Source organism: Rothia sp. HMSC061C12 (assembly GCF_001815755.1).
Lineage (GTDB): Bacteria > Actinomycetota > Actinomycetes > Actinomycetales > Micrococcaceae > Rothia > Rothia mucilaginosa.
On the sequence record NZ_KV821843.1, the window covers coordinates 188,041 to 207,471 of the forward strand.

The 19,431-nt window shown below is 56.4% G+C and carries 8 protein-coding genes; 1 reads left to right on the plus strand and 7 read right to left on the minus strand.

The window, feature by feature from the left end; genetic code table 11:
- Positions 1 to 174 precede the first annotated feature (174 nt).
- Positions 175 to 3,504, plus strand: coding sequence for a Fe2+/Zn2+ uptake regulation protein (locus HMPREF3055_RS02335; RefSeq protein ID WP_246824372.1), 3,330 nt, complete (start codon positions 175 to 177; stop codon positions 3,502 to 3,504).
- A gap of 611 nt (positions 3,505 to 4,115) precedes the next feature.
- Here the strand turns inward: HMPREF3055_RS02335 and tuf are convergent.
- From tuf to rpoB, 7 genes are all read right to left on the minus strand, one after another.
- Positions 4,116 to 5,306: an elongation factor Tu gene (gene tuf / locus HMPREF3055_RS02340; RefSeq protein ID WP_005504946.1), complete on the minus strand. Its 1,191-nt coding sequence runs from the start codon at positions 5,304 to 5,306 to the stop codon at positions 4,116 to 4,118.
- Between the two features lie 200 nt (positions 5,307 to 5,506).
- A complete protein-coding gene (gene fusA / locus HMPREF3055_RS02345) occupies positions 5,507 to 7,621 on the minus strand; it encodes an elongation factor G (RefSeq protein WP_070737711.1) in 2,115 nt (704 codons plus the stop codon).
- Between the two features lie 72 nt (positions 7,622 to 7,693).
- Positions 7,694 to 8,164, minus strand: coding sequence for a 30S ribosomal protein S7 (gene rpsG / locus HMPREF3055_RS02350; RefSeq protein ID WP_005504941.1), 471 nt, complete (start codon positions 8,162 to 8,164; stop codon positions 7,694 to 7,696).
- A complete protein-coding gene (gene rpsL / locus HMPREF3055_RS02355; protein WP_005504939.1) occupies positions 8,164 to 8,538 on the minus strand; it encodes a 30S ribosomal protein S12 in 375 nt (124 codons plus the stop codon). Before rpsL ends, rpsG begins: the two co-directional genes overlap by 1 nt.
- A 637-nt stretch (positions 8,539 to 9,175) precedes the next feature.
- Complete coding sequence (locus tag HMPREF3055_RS02360) at positions 9,176 to 11,212, minus strand: neutral/alkaline non-lysosomal ceramidase N-terminal domain-containing protein (RefSeq protein ID WP_246826878.1); 2,037 nt, start codon at positions 11,210 to 11,212, stop codon at positions 9,176 to 9,178.
- 576 nt (positions 11,213 to 11,788) lie between these two features.
- Positions 11,789 to 15,691 carry a DNA-directed RNA polymerase subunit beta' gene (locus HMPREF3055_RS02365; RefSeq protein WP_070737719.1) on the minus strand — a complete coding sequence of 1,301 codons (3,903 nt, stop codon included), beginning with the start codon at positions 15,689 to 15,691 and terminating at the stop codon, positions 11,789 to 11,791.
- A gap of 110 nt (positions 15,692 to 15,801) precedes the next feature.
- Positions 15,802 to 19,308, minus strand: coding sequence for a DNA-directed RNA polymerase subunit beta (gene rpoB, locus HMPREF3055_RS02370; protein ID WP_005504932.1), 3,507 nt, complete (start codon positions 19,306 to 19,308; stop codon positions 15,802 to 15,804).
- Positions 19,309 to 19,431: the final 123 nt, after the last annotated feature.

Consider the following 19,431-nt stretch of genomic DNA (forward strand, 5'->3'; position numbering starts at 1 on the left):
CATGCGCTTTATTGCTCTTAATAAAGCTTTTAGGCCTAAAGACTCTCGTATCGTAGAAGTATCACTACAGCCTAAGGAGAAACCATGTCTCAGCCGACACAACCTCATCAGGCATCCTCTAGCTCTCACTCTTCGTCTCAGAGCCCTCAGTATGCTCAGCCGCAAGGTCTCGGCTTGTACGTTCCCCCGTCCCTATCGAGTCCGTATCCTCAGCCTCCTGCGCAGCGACGCCGGGTCAATGAGGATATCTTCCTCAATATTGTTCTGTACATCGGCTCGCTCCTGCTCATCGGCGCTGCAGGTCTTTTTGTCACCTCGGTGACTTCTTCTCAGGATGAAACGGCTATCTTCCGTGTCCTCGCAATGGCGCTTGGAGCAATTGTCTTCTACGGAGCCGGTCTGCTCACCTACCGTTTCGTAGAGCGCCTGCGTATTGCCTCCTACTCTTTTGCAGCAACGGGTCTTGCGTTTATTCCTCTGACCGGCGTTGCTATCTATGTCCTCAAGATTTGGACTGAAGGACGCTACATCTGGCTCCTCACGTCTCTGGTTGGCACTGCAGCTATTGTTGGAGCCTGCGCCCTCATGCGTAACCGTGTGATGGCGTACCTGCTGATTTCGTTCATCGTTTCGGACTCGTTGGCAGCTACGAAGGTGGCGGCTCTGCCTTTCGTTTGGTATTTCGTTTCTCTGACTGCCGTTGCCACTGTTCTGGGTTTGATTCTGCACTTTGCCCCGAATGCTGCCCCGAAGGGTATCCGCGAAGGTCTTGTTGATTCTTCCCGTATTTTCGTCCCGGCTACTGCCGTCGCCATTTTCTTCTTTACCAACGATCTGAGCTACACGGATGCAGGTATTGCCTTTGCGGTCATGTCTGTGCACGCCATTCTGTTCACCTGGCTGAACGGCACGGCGGATTACTACGCCCAGGCACGCATCTACCCGATTGCATCCATTCTCTCCTTCATCATGGACTCGGATCACGGCCCGTGGTTCCCCAGTATCTTCTTCGTCTCTGTTCTGGTTGTTAACCTGATTTCTGCCTACGTATTTATTCCTCGTCTGCAGAAGACTATTGCTGGTTCCGCTCCTGCTGCCGCTGAACAGTCCGAGCAGGTGCAAAGCACCCCGGCTATCCCCTGGGCGAAGGAAGCTCTTCACCAACCCGCTCGCAAGATAGAGTGGTTGCCGGCAATTGACGCATGCGTCGGCGTATTCTTCTCCTTCTTTGCTCTCCTTGATGCCTTCTACACTGCTCACGTCGCTGATAGCGTTACCTACGCAACGCGCTGGAGCACTTTCCTTCCCTATGCAGAGGGTAATCAAGGTGTCTTCCCCGCGCCCTGGGTTATTGGTGTCCTCTGCATTGTCAGTTTCTTGCTGTACCGCAAGGCAATTCAGCCTCTGGTGCTCATGAGTTTTGTAGCGCTCATCCCGGTCATTGGCATGTATGCTTCCCCTGGCAACCAGGGAACGTTCTACCTCTTCTTTGCCGCGGCTGTAGTCATCTATCTGGTCACTGCTAAGGCTCCCGAGGCACGTACTGCTGGAGCGGTACTGAGCAACATCGGTTATGCCATTGGTATGATTCAGCTCTTCCTCGCTCTCATTCCTGAGATGCAGACTTCTGAGTCACTTTTGATGTTTGCGTTGGTCTGCGCCGCTATTGCGCTACTGACTTTTGTCCTCTCTCAGGGCGTTGCAGCGCAGAACGCAAGCTACCGTCTTGTAGAGATGTCGACGTACCTCTTCTTGGGCGTTTTTGCTCTCTTCGTGGGGTACGTAGCTAACCATGCTGATGGCGGAGCACATGGCCGATTCTGGGTTGGTTTCCCTCTCTTCTCGGGTGCCGTCCTCTTCTTGAGCGTCCTGAGCGCTCTTATTCTGGCCCGCGCGCTACGACTTTCGGATGTTGGTTCCTTCCGCTCCACGCTTGTCATGTTTGTCCGTATCGCGTTCTACGCGACTCTGCTTATCGCGACGATTGGCTCGCGACACTACCTGCTGTACGACTTGCAGAAGGAGTACATTGCTGTAGCATTGCCGGCGCTCCTGACCGTCGTTTATGGTGCGCTTGGTTTCTTTATGCCGGTTGGCTCTTCGATTCGTTCGGAGCTACTCACCGTTGCGCGGTTCCCCATCTGCTGGTCGGTCATTCTGCTCGCGATCACCGGCAATATGAAGGAATCGCTCGTAGACTTCCTCGTACTTGCGCTGCTGGCGGTTCAGGCTCTGTGCAGCGTGCTACTCTACGCGTACTCCAAGCGAAACTACGAAGCATACGCGGCGGCGATTTTCTTCACGCTCGGTTCTGTCCTGAGCGCAGGCCGTTTCATTGGCGATTTTGATAATCTTCTGTTCGCGGTAGCAACTCCTGCTATCTTCATCTCTGTATGGGTGCTTGCCCTTATCTTCAGGGTCTCCCGCATGCAGATTGGTGCCTCCATCAGCATCACGACTTTCTGCATCGGTGCTCTGTGGAATCTCTTCAACACGAGGGAAAGCACAATGGAGATGACTCTTCTGGGCTACTACGCTCTGATTGCCGTCATCATCCTGTTCGTTCTGAAGGTCACGCTCCCGGTTGAGGTCTTCGGTGTGAGGGCAAATGTTCGTCCTCGCATCGCTGTTCCGGCCGGTAATACGATGGTTGATTTGCCGATGCACGGCCCGCTGGGTGCCCCCTACGCGCGTTTCATGTCTCGCCGTCCCCTGAGCCAGGGTATCTATGCACCGGTCAATACGCTGCTGATGATTCCCGCTCTGGCGGTGCTGGGATTCTACACCTTCGTTGGGTTGGTTTTTGAGCCCAGGCAGGTGGAGCTCAACGCACTTCTCTGGGGTCTGGGTGCTCTGTCCTTCGTATCTGTCACCAAGGCGAAGAACCTGCCGATTGTCTGCACCACGGCGTTCAGCCTCTTCATCGCCCGTCTGGTCATTGATTACTCGAAGTCCAACCCCCTGAGCGTCATTCTTGAGGTTGCTCTCCTGATTCTGTTGGCTGTTGTGGCAGCCAAGGTTCTCAAGAACTTCATCGCAAAGAGGCCTGTAGATACGCAGGTATCGGATTCTCCTCTGTACTGGGCTTTGGGTCTGCAGGTGTTCCTCACCCTGGTAACGTGGGCAGTTCCCGCTGATGGTCCGGATATCGTGGTGTTGGTACTCGGTATTGCCCTGACTCTCCTGAGCGCTCTGCTGCTCGACCGAGTCTGGACCTATATCGCAACTGCTCTGGTCACCCTCGACCTGGCAATTTTGCTCAACGGTCTGAACCCGCTGACCCTGCTAATCATCTCGATTTTGCTTATTGCCGGCGTTATCTGGCGTCTGCTGGCGCGACAGAATAAGCAGGATGTGGTAGCTCCGCACCAGGGTTCTGAGCAGCTCGAGGACTTCCCGCCGTCTCAGAATCAGCCGGGTATGTACCCTCAGAGCAATGTCCAGATGCAGCAGCCCCCGGCTCCTCAGCAAGGCTACGAGCCTCGTCATGAGGAAAACATCTAGCTATCAGCACGTATAGGTTCTATTCCTACGGCATTCTGTAGTAGGATTACCTATGTCCCTTCCGAGGGGCAGTCATTCGAATTGCGGTTCCCAGCCTTCGGGCTGGGAACCGTTTTTCTTTGTCCGAAGATTTTATATTCCTATCTGAAGGGTCTTTAGACGCTCCCCCGCCGTAAGCCGGTCCGCATGACCCAGATTCTGTCTTCGAGCCAGCAGATCTCTGAACGGAGTAGGCAGTCGTTCCTCTGCTCCCCTGCCCCAGGGCTTTCCACATCCAGGAGTTCAGAATCTACAGCTAGAGGGTACGGATATGTCATACCGCCGCCGGGGAGGGTGTTCCCTGCCGTTACAGATTCACCGTAAACTCCACTATCGGCCACGCATACCCCCTCAGAAGCCTTGAGCGGCTACTAGGACGAACTGATAACGCTCAGAGCGGTTTGGTACAGTCCAGCAGATAATGCCGTTCTCTCCTTTGCCAGAGCCTTCAGCAACCCGCAAAGGGCATAACAAAAGGACCCCCGCAGATGCGGGGGTCCTTGAGTATCGCTACCTGATGGAGAGTCTCCCCTCCGGCAGATCTTTAGCGAATTGTCGTAAATTTACGGCAATTACTTGATGATCTTGGTAACGCGACCCGAACCAACGGTGCGGCCACCCTCACGGATAGCGAAGCCGAGGCCCTCTTCCATTGCGATTTCCTGGATCAGGGTAACGGTCATCTCGGTGTTGTCACCGGGCATAACCATCTCGGTGCCCTCGGGGAGGGTGATAACGCCGGTCACGTCAGTGGTACGGAAGTAGAACTGAGGACGGTAGTTGGAGTAGAAGGGGTTGTGACGGCCACCCTCATCCTTGGAGAGGATGTAGACGTTTGCCTCGAACTCGGTGTGGGGGGTGATGGAGCCCGGCTCCACGACAACCTGACCACGCTCGACATCGTCACGCTTCAGACCACGGAGCAGCAGACCACAGTTCTCGCCTGCCCATGCTTCGTCGAGCTGCTTGTGGAACATCTCGATACCGGTAACGGTGGTCTTCTGGATCGGGCGGATACCGACGATCTCGACCTCGGAGTTGATCTTCAGGGTACCGCGCTCTGCACGACCGGTAACAACGGTGCCACGACCGGTGATGGTGAAGACGTCCTCGATGGGCATGAGGAAGGGCTTGTCCTTCTCACGCACGGGGTCCGGAATGTAGGTGTCGACTGCGTCCATGAGCTCCTCGACCTTAGCAACCCACTCGGGGTCGCCTTCGAGAGCCTTCAGTGCGGAAACGCGAACAACGGGAGCGTTGTCGCCGTCGAACTCCTGCGAGGAGAGGAGGTCACGGACCTCCATCTCGACGAGGTCGAGGAGCTCTTCGTCGTCAACCATGTCTGCCTTGTTCAGTGCAACCAGCAGGGTGGGGACGCCAACCTGGCGAGCGAGCAGAACGTGCTCGCGGGTCTGTGCCATGGGGCCGTCGGTAGCTGCAACCACGAGGATTGCGCCGTCCATCTGAGCCGCACCGGTAATCATGTTCTTGACGTAGTCAGCGTGGCCGGGAGCGTCAACGTGTGCGTAGTGGCGCTTCTCGGTCTGGTACTCGATGTGAGCAATGTTAATGGTAATACCGCGCTGGCGCTCCTCGGGAGCGGAGTCGATCATACCGAAGTCGCGCTTCTCGTTCAGGTCCGGGTACTTGTCAGCCAGAACCTTGGAGATTGCTGCGGTCAGGGTGGTCTTACCGTGGTCAACGTGACCAATGGTACCGACGTTAACGTGAGGCTTGGAGCGCTCGAACTTAGCCTTAGCCAAGAGTGTTCCTCCTAGAACGATTGAAAACATGCACGCGGATCTTCGCTCCGGCGCATCCCGTTATAAAACGGTCTAGCGTCTACAATAGCGGATTACGCCGCAGAGATGAAACTGTTCATGCTCTCAATAATGGATTTAATTGAAAATTTTGGCGTGGGCCACAGGTTTTTGGCCCGTGGCCCACGGACAAGACGCGGAAATTACTCGCCGCGGCTCTTCTGAATGATCTCGTCAGCGACGTTCTTGGGAACCTCGCCGTAGCTATCGAATGCCATCGAGAACACTGCACGACCCTGGGTCTTGCCACGCAGGTCGCCAATGTAACCGAACATTTCGGTCAGGGGCACAATAGCCTTGATGATCTTAACGCCGGATGCGTCCTCCATGGAACGAACCTGGCCACGGCGGGAGTTCAGGTCGCCGATAACGTCGCCCATGTACTCCTCGGGGGTACGAACCTCAACGTCCATCAGCGGCTCGAGCAGGACCGGGTTAGCGCGCTTAGCGCCTTCCTTGAAGACCATCGAACCAGCGATCTTGAACGCCATTTCGGAGGAGTCGACGTCGTGGTAAGCACCGTCGATCAGGGTTGCCTTCACGCCCACCATCGGGTAGCCAGCGAGGACACCGAACTTCATAGCGTCCTGGATACCAGCGTCGACCGAGGGGATGTACTCGCGAGGAACGCGGCCACCGGTGACCTTGTCCTCGAACAGGTACAGCTCTTCGCCATCCAGGGGCAGGGGCTCGAAGGAGACCTGCACCTTTGCGAACTGACCGGAACCACCGGTCTGCTTCTTGTGGGTGTAGTCGACCTTCTCGACTGCCTTCTTGATGGTCTCGCGGTAAGCAACCTGAGGCTTACCAACGTTAGCCTCAACCTTGAACTCACGCTTCATACGGTCAACGATGATGTCCAGGTGCAGCTCACCCATACCACCAATTTCGGTCTGACCGGTTTCTTCGTTCAGCGAAACGGTGAAGGTGGGGTCCTCAGCGGAAAGCTTCTGGATAGCGGTGGACATCTTCTCCTGGTCACCCTTGGTCTTGGGCTCGATAGCCACGAAGATCACGGGGTCGGGGAAGGTCATCGACTCGAGAACGATCGGGTGTGCGGGGTCGCACAGGGTGTCACCAGTGGTGGTGTCCTTCAGACCAATCGCAGCGTAAATGTGACCTGCGGTAATCTCCTCAACAGGGTTCTCCTTGTTGGAGTGCATCTGGAAGAGCTTACCGATGCGCTCCTTCTTACCCTTGGTGGAGTTCAGAACCTGCTGGCCCTGAGCTGCAACACCGGAGTACACGCGGGTGTAGGTCAGCTGACCGTAGAACGGGTGAGCTGCAACCTTGAATGCCAGTGCTGCGAAGGGCTCGTCAGCGGATGCCTTACGGGTCAGCTTCTCTTCCTCGTTGGAGGGGTTGGAGCCGACAACGTCCGGAACGTCCAGCGGGGAGGGCAGGTACTCAATCACAGCGTCCAGCATGGGCTGAACACCACGGTTCTTGAATGCAGAACCACAGAGAACGGGGAATGCCTCGCCTGCGATCACGAGCTGACGGATACCAGCCTTGATCTCGGGGATGGACAGCTCGCCCTCTTCGAGGTACTTCTCCATAAGCTCTTCGCTAGCCTCAGCAACAGCCTCAACCAGCTCAGCGCGGTACTGCTCAGCCTTCTCAACCAGGTCAGCGGGGATGTCCTGAACCTCGTAGGAGGCACCCATGGTCACGTCACCCTTGGCGTCGCCAGGCCAGACGTATGCCTTCATTTCGAGCAGGTCAACAACACCGAGGAAGTCGCTCTCAGCGCCGATGGGGAGCTGAACAACCAGCGGGCGTGCACCCAGACGGTCGATGATGGTCTGAACGGTGAAGTAGAAGTCAGCACCCATCTTGTCCATCTTGTTGACGAAGCAGATACGGGGGACATCGTACTTGTCAGCCTGGCGCCAAACGGTCTCAGACTGGGGCTCAACACCTTCCTTGCCGTCGAACACAGCAACTGCGCCGTCGAGGACGCGCAGGGAGCGCTCAACCTCAACGGTGAAGTCGACGTGACCGGGGGTGTCGATAATGTTGATCTGGTTGTCCTTCCAGAAGCAGGTGGTTGCTGCGGAGGTAATGGTAATACCTCGCTCCTGCTCCTGAGCCATCCAGTCCATAGTGGAAGCGCCGTCGTGGGTCTCACCGATCTTGTGGTTAATACCGGTGTAGAACAGAATGCGCTCAGTGGTGGTGGTCTTACCGGCGTCGATGTGCGCCATAATACCGATGTTGCGGACCTTGTTAAGGTCGGTGAACACGTCAAGTGCCACGTTATTCTCCCTAAATGAGATACTCCGAAAGCCTGCCGACTCGAATCGACTCGGCAGGCTCTAAACGGAGAATTACCAGCGGTAGTGTGCGAAGGCCTTGTTGGACTCGGCCATCTTGTGAGTGTCCTCGCGACGCTTCACAGCGGCACCGAGACCGTTGGACGCATCCAGGATCTCGTTCATCAGACGCTCAGTCATGGTCTTCTCGCGGCGCTGCTTCGAGAAGCCAACGAGCCAGCGAAGAGCCAGAGCGGTGGAACGGCCGGGGCGAACCTCAACCGGAACCTGGTAGGTTGCACCGCCAACGCGGCGGGAGCGAACCTCGAGAGAAGGCTTGATGTTGTCCATTGCCTTCTTCAGGGTTGCGACCGGGTCAGAACCGGTCTTCTTCTCGACACCCTCGAGGGCGCCGTAGACGATGCGCTCTGCGACGGACTTCTTGCCGTCCAGCAGAACCTTGTTGATCAGCTGAGTGACCAGAGCAGAACCGTAAACAGGATCGTTTACGAGGGGACGCTTGGGAGCGGGACCCTTACGAGGCATTACTTCTTCTCCTTCTTAGCGCCGTAGCGGGAGCGAGCCTGGCCGCGACCCTTAACACCCTGGGTATCCAGAGCGCCACGAACGATCTTGTAGCGAACACCGGGGAGGTCCTTCACACGACCACCGCGAACGAGCACGATCGAGTGCTCCTGCAGGTTGTGACCCTCACCGGGGATGTATGCGGTAACCTCGACGCCGCCGTTGAGCTTGACACGAGCGACCTTACGCAGTGCCGAGTTCGGCTTCTTCGGGGTGGTGGTGTACACACGGGTGCACACGCCACGCTTCATGGGGTTGCCCTTCAGTGCGGGCGCCTTGGTCTTAACGACCTTGGGAGTCCGGCCCTTGCGGACCAGCTGCTGAATAGTAGGCACGTTTTCTCCGTTGCTTGATCAGGTTTCTCGTTAGAGAAGCCCGTATAAACTTACTGGCCCCCATCACGTTGGATGGGTGCTCTCGGTTATCAGAAACGCTCGGATGCATATCCGGTTGGTTTCTATAGGTTCCTCGACATCTCGGCGAGTTCTCAGGGCTAAAATTCCCCACCATCAGAGGTGAAAAAGTTTTTGGGCACGCTTAAAAATGGCATTTAGGCGTCAGCAAAAAGCAACGCCAAAGGACGGTATCCATACTGCCATTGATTCATCATGCCCGTGCCCTCGGGAAATATCCCGCGTAAACCCACCGGGGGTGGATCCTTGTGCACCGAGCTCAAGTACTTCGGATAAGACTATACAGGTTAAATCCCGCTTAATCTAGCGCCAGAGCGGAGATTCTTTGCTTTTAAGCCCCCATCCAAGGGTAAAAGCTAATGATTTGCCTCACTTAAATTACATTGTTGGGATTCACCCCTCCCCTGCACCCTCTCTGAGGCGATCCAAAGCAGAAAGCCGCCAAGAATCACACACACGATTCTTGACGGCTTCAATACTTGCGGGAGGCGAGCACAGAACCGCGCCCGCCTCCCGCAAGAGAATATTCAGTTATAGGTCCGCCACAGCAGCTACTGGACTACGCCACCTGGAAGACTCGAGTCTGCCCCTCAAACGGGGTGATAGTCTTCGAATTCTTCTTAGCATTGCCGTAGTAGCGGATGCGGTACTGCCCCTTAGGAGTATTAGCCGGCACCTTCCAGCGAACCGTCACCTGAGACGCCGAAACGCCAATGCGCTTCCATTCAAAGAAGGTATCCGGGTTGTTATCGGCGGTGTAGTACTTCCAGGTATTACCCACACGACGCTCAATCACGAAATAGCTACCGTCGTGATGAATATTGTTATTCGGGTGAGCACCCGCAAAACGAGCAGTCACCTCTTCGCGGCCGGCAATAGCGTCCTGAGGCTGCTGAGTGACCTGGCCGTAACGCACACCGAACATGGGGGTATCGTAGACGACCTTACCCTGCAGACTCGCTACCGGGCGACGATCATTCGGACGGTCACCAATACTCAGAGGGGTACCGTTCTTCAGCGAGGTTCCGACAATATTAATGGTCTGGCGGAACGCGCTGGAGGTGTAACGACCGAAGAGGGTCGCGCCACCTTCATACTGCTGAGAGTCATATTCTTCAGGGGTCGTCACGTAGTGGTCGTAGGCGTTGGTGTAGCCTTGCAGAATAATGTGTGATTCGGGAACACCGAAGAGCTTGGCAGCATCCTGACGGTATTGCACACCCACCGCGCCGGTGAACTCACCGGGCATACCCAGCAGGTAGTAGTCACCGAAGCGCATAATCTGCACCGGATACTTTTCTTGAATGATCGTTCCATTTTTTGCAGAGAAGAGAATACCCTTCGGCTGCTGGCAACGCGTCTGCGCGGCACTCGGCGTGAACACCAAAGTACCCAGAATAGAGGGGCGACCAGAGCCTTCCTTATAAACAGCCCAACCACCGCCACCGTCCTCAGTGGAGCCGGCACCAAACGGAGTACCCAAGAAACCCTGACAGGTACGCTCATTATGGCCGCTACCGGTGTACTTCGCATCCACAGTCATACCCGAGAAATTGAAGTACGAAATACGCGAATCCAGACCCTTACCCACAGGGGTACCTGCACTCTTGAGCTGAGAACGCACAGCATTAGCCTGCTTCTCACCCTGAATCTTCACGTTCTTGAACTGGTCATTAGTGGGACCCTGACCAGGCTTCAACCAAGTATTCGGAGAAACATCACCAGCATTAGCATTTGCAAACGCCGCAACGAAACCATCATCACTACCGGGAACATTGCGATCAACGCCGTGATCCTGAGTCTCCAGCAGGTACTCCGCGTAACCCTTGTTGTCGCTCGAAATCAAGGTGTTCTTCGAGGTCAAAGACGTCGGGTGAATTGCGAACCAGTTCAACACCGCACGAGTCTTACCGTTACGTTCCAGACGCAGAGTCATATTGGTCGGATCGGTACCGCCGGGCAGCTTAGAACGCAACTGGGGAGAATCCAGATTAAACGCCTCACGGGAACGGTTAGCACCAACACCGGTCAGCTTCGAAGAAGAAATCGTCAGGTTACCCGGAGCCAGGTCCTTAGTTGCCTGGCGGATTGCCTTCAGCGAACCATCCACCTGAGCATTGAAAGTGTCCTGATGGAAACCCAGAGTGGTGATGTTGTACAGGCTCTGGTGCGTAATACCACCGGGGGTCGCATGGGTGTGGGTAGCGGTAATCATAATGTTCGACTCATCGTACGCAGAACCAAACTCAGCGCGGATACGCTTCACCAGCTCATCACGCAAAGACTGCCAACTGGTCAACGTATCGAGTACAACAATGAGGTTGCGCTTACCCGAAGCTCGATCCACAGCGATGAAAGCGCGTGCGTACTGGCGAGTATGCACACCGCTACCCTTCTGAGAAGAGTCACCATAGCCCATGAAGCCAACTTCACCGGGCTCACCGGTAATATCCGCCGCACCCGCACCTACCAGGTAGGGGGTAGCACTAGCGCTCTGAGAAGCAGGGGCCGCGGTCGCAACCTGACCGGCGGGAAGAATTGCGGAAGCCGCAATAAGGCATGCTGCACCAATGCGAGCAAGAGAATGGGTAGGCACCTTAAAACGCGAAAAAACAGAGGAGCGCTTTTGCTCCCCTGCAGACAAAGAGGAATTCTGTTCAGACATCTGAGATTGAGATGCTCCGGAAGGCAGTCGGGTGCCACTAGTAGTCACCCGTCCGGAAGTGATTGGAGTGATATGCATGCCTTCAAGAATAGAACCTAGCCAAAAGGCTTTCCAGTTGAATTAGCATTGTTCAAATCAAGAACATTTGTTCCATATATACCCCAAAGAAAAACGAGTGGATATTCTATATATTGCAGTCCTAGTGCGGTTTCTAGGGAGATTTAGAATATTTGACCGCCATCTAATTTCTTGCGCAGTCAAGCAATTTTCTCATCATGAAAAATGATGCACTCCAATGATTTTTTTATAAATAAATTCACCCACTAGGCATAAAATCTACAACCTCACATTGAAGGGTAAAGAATATTAAAGCCACACTTAAAAGAAACCTCCACCTCCTCATGAAACAAAAACGCGGATACCCGAGACAAACTCGAGTATCCGCGTTCTTTATCAAGGACCAGGCCGGGAGCCTAAACCCCCAACCTACCCCTCACGGCAGAAGCCTTAGTCCAGACCACGACCGTACTCATCCAGCGAAACAGCCATAAAGCCGCCGTTGCCGTAAGTGTACACCTCGTTATCCATCTGGAACGCGCTCTGGTAGCCACCGAAAGTGTCCAGAGCCTGCATACGCTCAGCAGTAGCCTGGGCGCTGGGCTCAACCTCAATATCGTTGTAACGTGCCAGACCGGTACCGGCGGGAACCAGCTTACCGATGATCACGTTCTCCTTCAGGCCGAGCAGCGGGTCAGTCTTCGCCTCCATAGCAGCCTGAGTCAGGACGCGGGTGGTCTCCTGGAAGGAGGCCGCCGACAGCCAGGACTCGGTAGCCAGCGAAGCCTTGGTAATACCCATCATTTCCGGACGACCAGCTGCGGGCTTCTTGCCCTCAACCAGTGCCTTACGGTTAGCAGTCTGGAAAGCAATGTTATCAACCAGCTCACCAGGCAGCAGATCGGTATCACCGGACTCAATCACGGTCACGCGACGCAGCATCTGGCGAACAATAACCTCAACGTGCTTGTCGTGGATTTCCACACCCTGCGACTTGTACACGCCCTGAACCTCGCTCACCAGGTGCTTCTGAGCCTCACGAGGACCACGAATACGCAGAACCTCCTTCGGATCAACAGAACCGGTAGCCAGCTGATCGCCAACCTGAACGTGATCGCCGTTCTGCAGCTTAGAAGCGGCACGACGCAGAACAGTGTAGGACTGGGGCTCGGAACCATCGTCCGGGGTCACCACAATCTTGTAGGACTTCTCGGTATCCTCAATGGTCACGCGACCGGACACCTCAGAAATCGGGGCAACACCCTTGGGGGTACGAGCCTCGAACAGCTCCTGAATACGGGGCAGACCCTGAGTAATATCGTCAGCCGAAGCCACACCACCGGTGTGGAAGGTACGCATGGTCAGCTGGGTACCGGGCTCACCAATCGACTGAGCCGCAATAATACCAACAGCCTCACCAATGTCCACCAGAACGTTCGAAGCCATCGAACGACCGTAGCACAGTGCACACACACCAATAGCGGACTCACAGGTCAGAACCGAACGGACGCGAACGTCCTTCACGCCTGCCTTGAAGAGCTTCTCAATGAGCTCATCAGAGACATCCGAGCCAGCAGTAGCCAGAACGTTGCCTGCCTCATCCTTCACGTCAACCGCAAGGGTACGACCGTGAATCGAAGTCTCGACGTCCTGGTGCAGACCGCCATCCTCATCAATCAGAGGCAGAACCAGACCACGGCGAGTGCCACAGTCGTGCTCGCGAACGATAACGTCCTGCGAAACGTCCACCAGACGACGAGTCAGGTAACCCGAGTTAGCGGTACGCAGCGCGGTATCAGCCAGACCCTTACGTGCACCGTGGGTCGCGATGAAGTACTCCAGAACCGACAGGCCCTCACGGTACGAGGACTTAATCGGGCGAGGCATAATCTCGCCCTTCGGGTTCGACACCAGACCACGGATACCCGCAATCTGACGGACCTGCATCCAGTTACCACGTGCACCGGAGGTCACCATACGGTAAATGGTGTTCAGACCACCGTGAGAGCTCAAGTTCTCACGCATAGCCTCTGCAACCACGTCGGTAGCCTCGGTCCAAACCTTAATCAGCTCCTGACGACGCTCTTCGTCATCGATGGTACCAATCTCGAAGTCGTCCTGAATTGCAGCAGCCTGCTTCTCGTAGCGCTCCATAATTGCCGGCTTCGCAGCGGGAGTAGCAATATCGGAAACAGCCACGGTCACGCCCGAACGAGAAGCCCAGTAGAAACCGGAGTTCTTCAGGTTGTCCAGAGCACGAGCCACAACATCCATCGGGTAACGCTCAGCCAGATCATTAATCAGGCTACCCAGGCCCTTCTTATCTGCCACGCCAGAGAACCAGGGGTAATCCTTCGGCAGAGCCTGGTTGAACAGAACCTGACCAACAGTGCAGTCCAGCAGCACAGAATCGCCGGGCTGGTAACCCTCCGGTGCTTCCCAATTCTCGGGAGCAACGAACTGGTCACCATCAAGGCGAATCTTCACCTTGGTGTACAGCTCAATCTCGTGACGATCCATCGCCATCAGAGCCTCAGCCACCGAGGAGAATGCGTGACCCTCGTTCTTCTGACCATCGCGGGGGCTGGTCAGGTGGTACAGACCAATGATCATATCCTGCGAGGGGACAGCAACAGGGCGGCCGTCCGAAGGCTTCAGGATGTTGTTCGAGGACAGCATGAGGATACGAGCCTCAGCCTGAGCCTCGGGAGACAGCGGCAGGTGAACTGCCATCTGGTCACCGTCGAAGTCAGCGTTGAACGCGGAGCAAACCAGCGGGTGCAGCTGAATAGCCTTACCCTCAACCAGCTTCGGCTCAAACGCCTGAATACCAAGGCGGTGCAGGGTAGGTGCGCGGTTCAGCAGAACCGGGTGCTCAGCAATAACCTCTTCCAGAACGTCCCAAACCTGCGGGCGGAAACGCTCAACCATACGCTTAGCGCTCTTAATGTTCTGAGCGTGGCTCAGCTCCACCAGACGCTTCATGACGAAGGGCTTGAACAGCTCCAGAGCCATCTGCTTGGGCAGACCACACTGGTGCATCTGCAGCTGAGGACCAACCACAATCACGGAACGACCCGAGTAGTCAACACGCTTACCGAGCAGGTTCTGACGGAAACGACCCTGCTTACCCTTCAGCATGTCAGACAGAGACTTCAGGGGGCGGTTACCGGGGCCGGTCACCGGGCGACCGCGACGACCGTTATCGAACAGCGAGTCCACAGCTTCCTGCAGCATACGCTTCTCGTTATTCACGATAATCTCGGGAGCACCCAGCTCCAGCAGACGCTTCAAACGGTTGTTACGGTTAATCACACGACGGTACAGGTCGTTCAGGTCGGAGGTCGCGAAACGGCCACCGTCCAGCTGAACCATCGGACGCAGTTCCGGCGGAATAACCGGAACAACATCCAGGACCATACCCAGCGGGGAGTTGTTAGTGGTCAGGAAGGCGTTAACAACCTTCAGACGCTTCAGAGCACGGGTCTTCTTCTGACCCTTACCGGTCTGAATGATCTCCTTCAGAGCCTCAGACTCAGCCTCCAGGTCGAAGGACTCCAGACGGTTCTTAATAGCCTCTGCGCCCATCGCACCCTCAAAGTACAGACCGTACTTATCAATCATGGAACGGTACAGAGCCTCGTCACCCTCAAGGTCAGCAACCTTCAGGTTCTTGAAGCGATCCCACACGCGATCCAGGTGCTCAGCCTCACGCTCGTAACGCTTACGCACCGACGCGAGCTGACGCTCAGCGTTATCACGCAGCTTACGCTTCTCAGCAGCCTTGCCGCCCTCTGCCTCAATACGAGCCAGCTCCGCCTCAACCTCACGGCTAATAGCGTTCACATCAGCGTTCAGAGCAGCCTCAAGCTCCTGCTTCTCACGGTCGTGAGCAGCCTGCAGCATCGGCAGATCCTCATGACGAGCTTCCTCATCAACCTTAGTGATCATGTACGCAGCGAAGTAAATGACCTTCTCCAGGTCCTTCGGAGCCAGATCCAGCAGGTAACCCAGGCGGGAAGGAACACCCTTGAAGTACCAAATGTGGGTAACAGGAGCAGCCAGCTCAATGTGACCCATACGCTCACGACGTACCTTAGAGCGGGTCACCTCAACACCACAGCGCTCACACACAATGCCCTTGAAGCGCACGCGCTTGTACTTACCGCAGTAGCACTCCCAGTCCTTGGTGGGGCCGAAGATACGCTCGTCGAAGAGACCGTCCTTCTCGGGCTTCAGGGTACGGTAGTTGATGGTCTCGGGCTTCTTAACCTCACCAAAAGACCAACGACGGATGTCGTCGGCGGTGGCGAGGCCAATTCGCATCAAACCAAGCGAAGATTCGTTGGACATATCGGTCCTAATCTCTTTCTGTAAGTTTCTGAAGACTTGGGTTAGCGGGCGGGAACCCCACAACGCACGCGAGCGCATGCGGGGCTCCCCACCCTAGAAGGAGGCGGTGCTTATGCCTCGTCGACGGAGCTAGGCTCGTCGTGGGTCAGGCTCACGCCCATATCTTCTGCTGCCCGGAAGCCTTCTTCCTCCGAGTCGCTCATCTCAATAATCTTGCCGTCGGTGGAGAGCACCTCGACGTTCAGGCACAGAGACTGCATTTCCTTGATAAGAACCTTGAAGGATTCGGGGATACCCGGCTCAGGGATGTTCTCGCCCTTCACGATAGCCTCGTAAACCTTCACACGGCCCGCCACGTCATCGGACTTGACGGTCAGGATTTCCTGCAGGGTGTATGCGGCGCCGTATGCTTCCAGCGCCCACACTTCCATCTCACCGAAGCGCTGACCACCGAACTGCGCCTTACCACCCAGAGGCTGCTGGGTAATCATCGAGTACGGACCGGTGGAACGAGCGTGAATCTTGTCATCCACCAGGTGGTGCAGCTTCAGGATGTACTGGTAACCAACCGAAATCGGATCCGGGAACGGCTCACCGGAACGGCCGTCAATCAGACGTGCCTTACCGGAACGGTTGATCAGACGGTCACCATCGCGGTTCGGGTTCGAGTGGTCCATAAGGTCGAACAGTTCGTCCTCGTGGGCACCGTCGAACACCGGGGTTGCGAGGCGGGTCGGGCCGGATTCCTTCGGGAAGTTCGGCATGTGCTTAAGCCACTCGGGCTCGCCCTCAATCTTCCAACCCTGCTTAGCCAGCCAACCGGTGTGGACTTCCAGAACCTGACCAATGTTCATACGACCGGGCACGCCCAGCGGGTTCAGGATGACGTCCACGGGGGTACCGTCTTCCAGGAAGGGCATATCCTCGATCGGCAGGATCTTGGAAATAACACCCTTGTTACCGTGGCGGCCTGCAAGCTTGTCGCCGTCGGTAATCTTACGCTTCTGAGCCACGTACACGCGGACCAGCTGGTTCACGCCCGGGGGCAGATCGTCCTCATCGTTGTTCTCGCGGTCGAAGATACGGATACCGATGACGGTACCGGACTCGCCGTGAGGAACCTTCAGGGAGGTGTCGCGAACCTCGCGAGACTTCTCGCCGAAGATTGCGCGCAGCAGGCGCTCCTCGGGGGTCAGCTCGGTCTCGCCCTTGGGGGTGACCTTACCGACGAGGATGTCGCCAGCCTCAACCTCAGCACCGATGTGGATGATGCCGCGCTCGTCCAGAGCCGAGAGAACATCCTCGGACACGTTCGGAATGTCGCGGGTAATCTCCTCGGGGCCCAGCTTGGTGTCGCGGGCGTCAATCTCGTGCTCCTCAATGTGAATCGAGGTCAGCACGTCCTCAGAAACCATGCGCTGGGAGAGGATGATTGCATCCTCGTAGTTCAGGCCTTCCCACGGCATGTATGCCACGAGCAGGTTCTTACCCAGTGCCAGCTCGCCACCGTCGGTGGAGGGGCCATCAGCAATAACGTCGCGGTACTCGACGCGCTGGCCTTCCTTCACCACAACGCGCTGGTTGTAGCAGTTACCCGGGTTCGAGCGGGAGAACTTCATGATCGGGTAGGTGGAGACAGAGCCGTCGTCGTTACGGACGATAACGGTCTTAGCGTCCACGGAGGAAACCACACCGGGCTTCTTCGCGAGCACGGAGTCACCGGAGTCCAGTGCTGCGTACTTCTCCATACCGGTACCAACCACGGGAGCCTCAGACTCCAGCAGGGGCACAGCCTGACGCTGCATGTTAGCACCCATCAGTGCTCGGTTAGCGTCGTCGTGCTCCAGGTAAGGAATCAGAGCGGTAGCAACAGACACCATCTGGCGCGGGGAGACGTCCATGTACTGAACGGCGCCGGGAGCAACCAGAACAGCTTCGCCAGAACCATCGCCCGCACGGCAGAGAACCTCGTTCTCAGCGAAGGTGCGGTCAGCGTTCAGCGGTGCGTTTGCCTGTGCGATAACAACAGACTTCTCGTCGTCAGCAGTCAGGTAGCGGACCTCATCGGTCACGCGGCCATCAGTCACCACGCGGTAGGGGGTCTCAATGAAACCGAAGGAGTTGATGCGACCGTAGGTTGCCAGCGAACCAATCAGACCAATGTTCGGGCCTTCAGGGGTTTCAATGGGGCACATACGACCGTAGTGCGAGGGGTGGACGTCTCGAACTTCCATGCCTGCACGGTCACGGGACAGACCGCCCGGGCCCAGTGCGGACAGACGACGCTTGTGGGTCAGACCTGCCAGCGGGTTGTTCTGGTCCATGAACTGCGACAGCTGAGAAGTACCGAAAAACTCCTTGATAGCCGCCACGACGGGGCGGATGTTCACCAGGGACTGCGGGGTGATAGCGTCCACGTCCTGGGTGGTCATGCGCTCGCGAACCACGCGCTCCATACGGGACAGACCGGTACGGATCTGGTTCTCAATCAGCTCGCCCACGGTGCGGATACGACGGTTACCGAAGTGGTCGATGTCGTCGATATCAATCTTGAGGGAGATCTCCTCGCCGTCACGGACGCCGGGGATGCTGGTCTCGCCTGCGTGCAGAGCGCAGAGGTAACGAATCATCTGAGCGATGTCGTCCTGGCTCAGAACAGAAGCCTCAGGGGAATCCATGGGAACGTCCACACCGAGCTTACGGTTCAGCTTGTAACGGCCAACCTTCGCCAGGTCGTAGCGGCGCGGGGTGAAGTACATGTTGTCCAGCAGAGCCTGGGCAGCTTCAACCGTCGGGGGCTCACCCGGACGCAGCTTGCGGTAGATGTCCAGCAGAGCCTCGTCGCGGTCCTTGACGGAGTCCTTCTCCAGAGTTGCGCGGATGGAGTCGTACTGACCGAACTCAGCCAGAATCTTGGACTCGGTCCAGCCCAGAGCCTTCAGCAGAACAGTCACGGACTGCTTACGCTTGCGGTCCAGACGCACGCCAACCTGGTCGCGCTTATCAATCTCAAGCTCGAACCATGCACCGCGGGAAGGAATCACGCGGGCAGAGTAAATGTCCTTATCGGAGGTACGGTCCGGAGCCTTCTCGAAGTAAGCACCGGGGGAACGCACCAGCTGAGAAACGACCACACGCTCAGTACCGTTAATAACGAAGGTACCGGCCTCGGTCATCAGGGGGAAGTCACCCATGAACAGGGTCTGCTGCTTGACCTCGCCGGTAGCGAGGTTCATAAATTCAGCCTTAATGTACAGCGGAGCCGAGTAGGTTGCGTCGCGGTCCTTGCACTCCTCAACAGAGTACTTGGGGTCCGCAAACTCAGGCTCAGAGAAGGAGAGCTGCATAGTCTCCTGGAAGTCACGAATCGGGGAGATTTCTTCAAAAATCTCAGCCAGACCGGACTGAGCGGGGACAGAAGTGTCACCAGCAGCCTGCGCCTTCTCCAGACGCTCCGCCCAGCGCTCGTTACCAACGAGGCGGTCGAAGCTATCGGTCTGGATAGCAAGCAGGTTGGGAACCTTCAGCGGTTCGTTAATCTTCGCGAATGAAATTCGGCGCGAGACGTTCTCTGCGCCGTTAGCGGCGTCATGGTTAGAGGTGCTCGAAGCGACCAAAATGGGGATCCTTCCACAGACATGTCTGTTAGCAATCAGCCTCCCGGCGACATTACCGGCGACACGACAACCTCAGCCCCCGAATAAAACGGTGCTCGAAGCTATAGAGTCGGACGGAAAAAC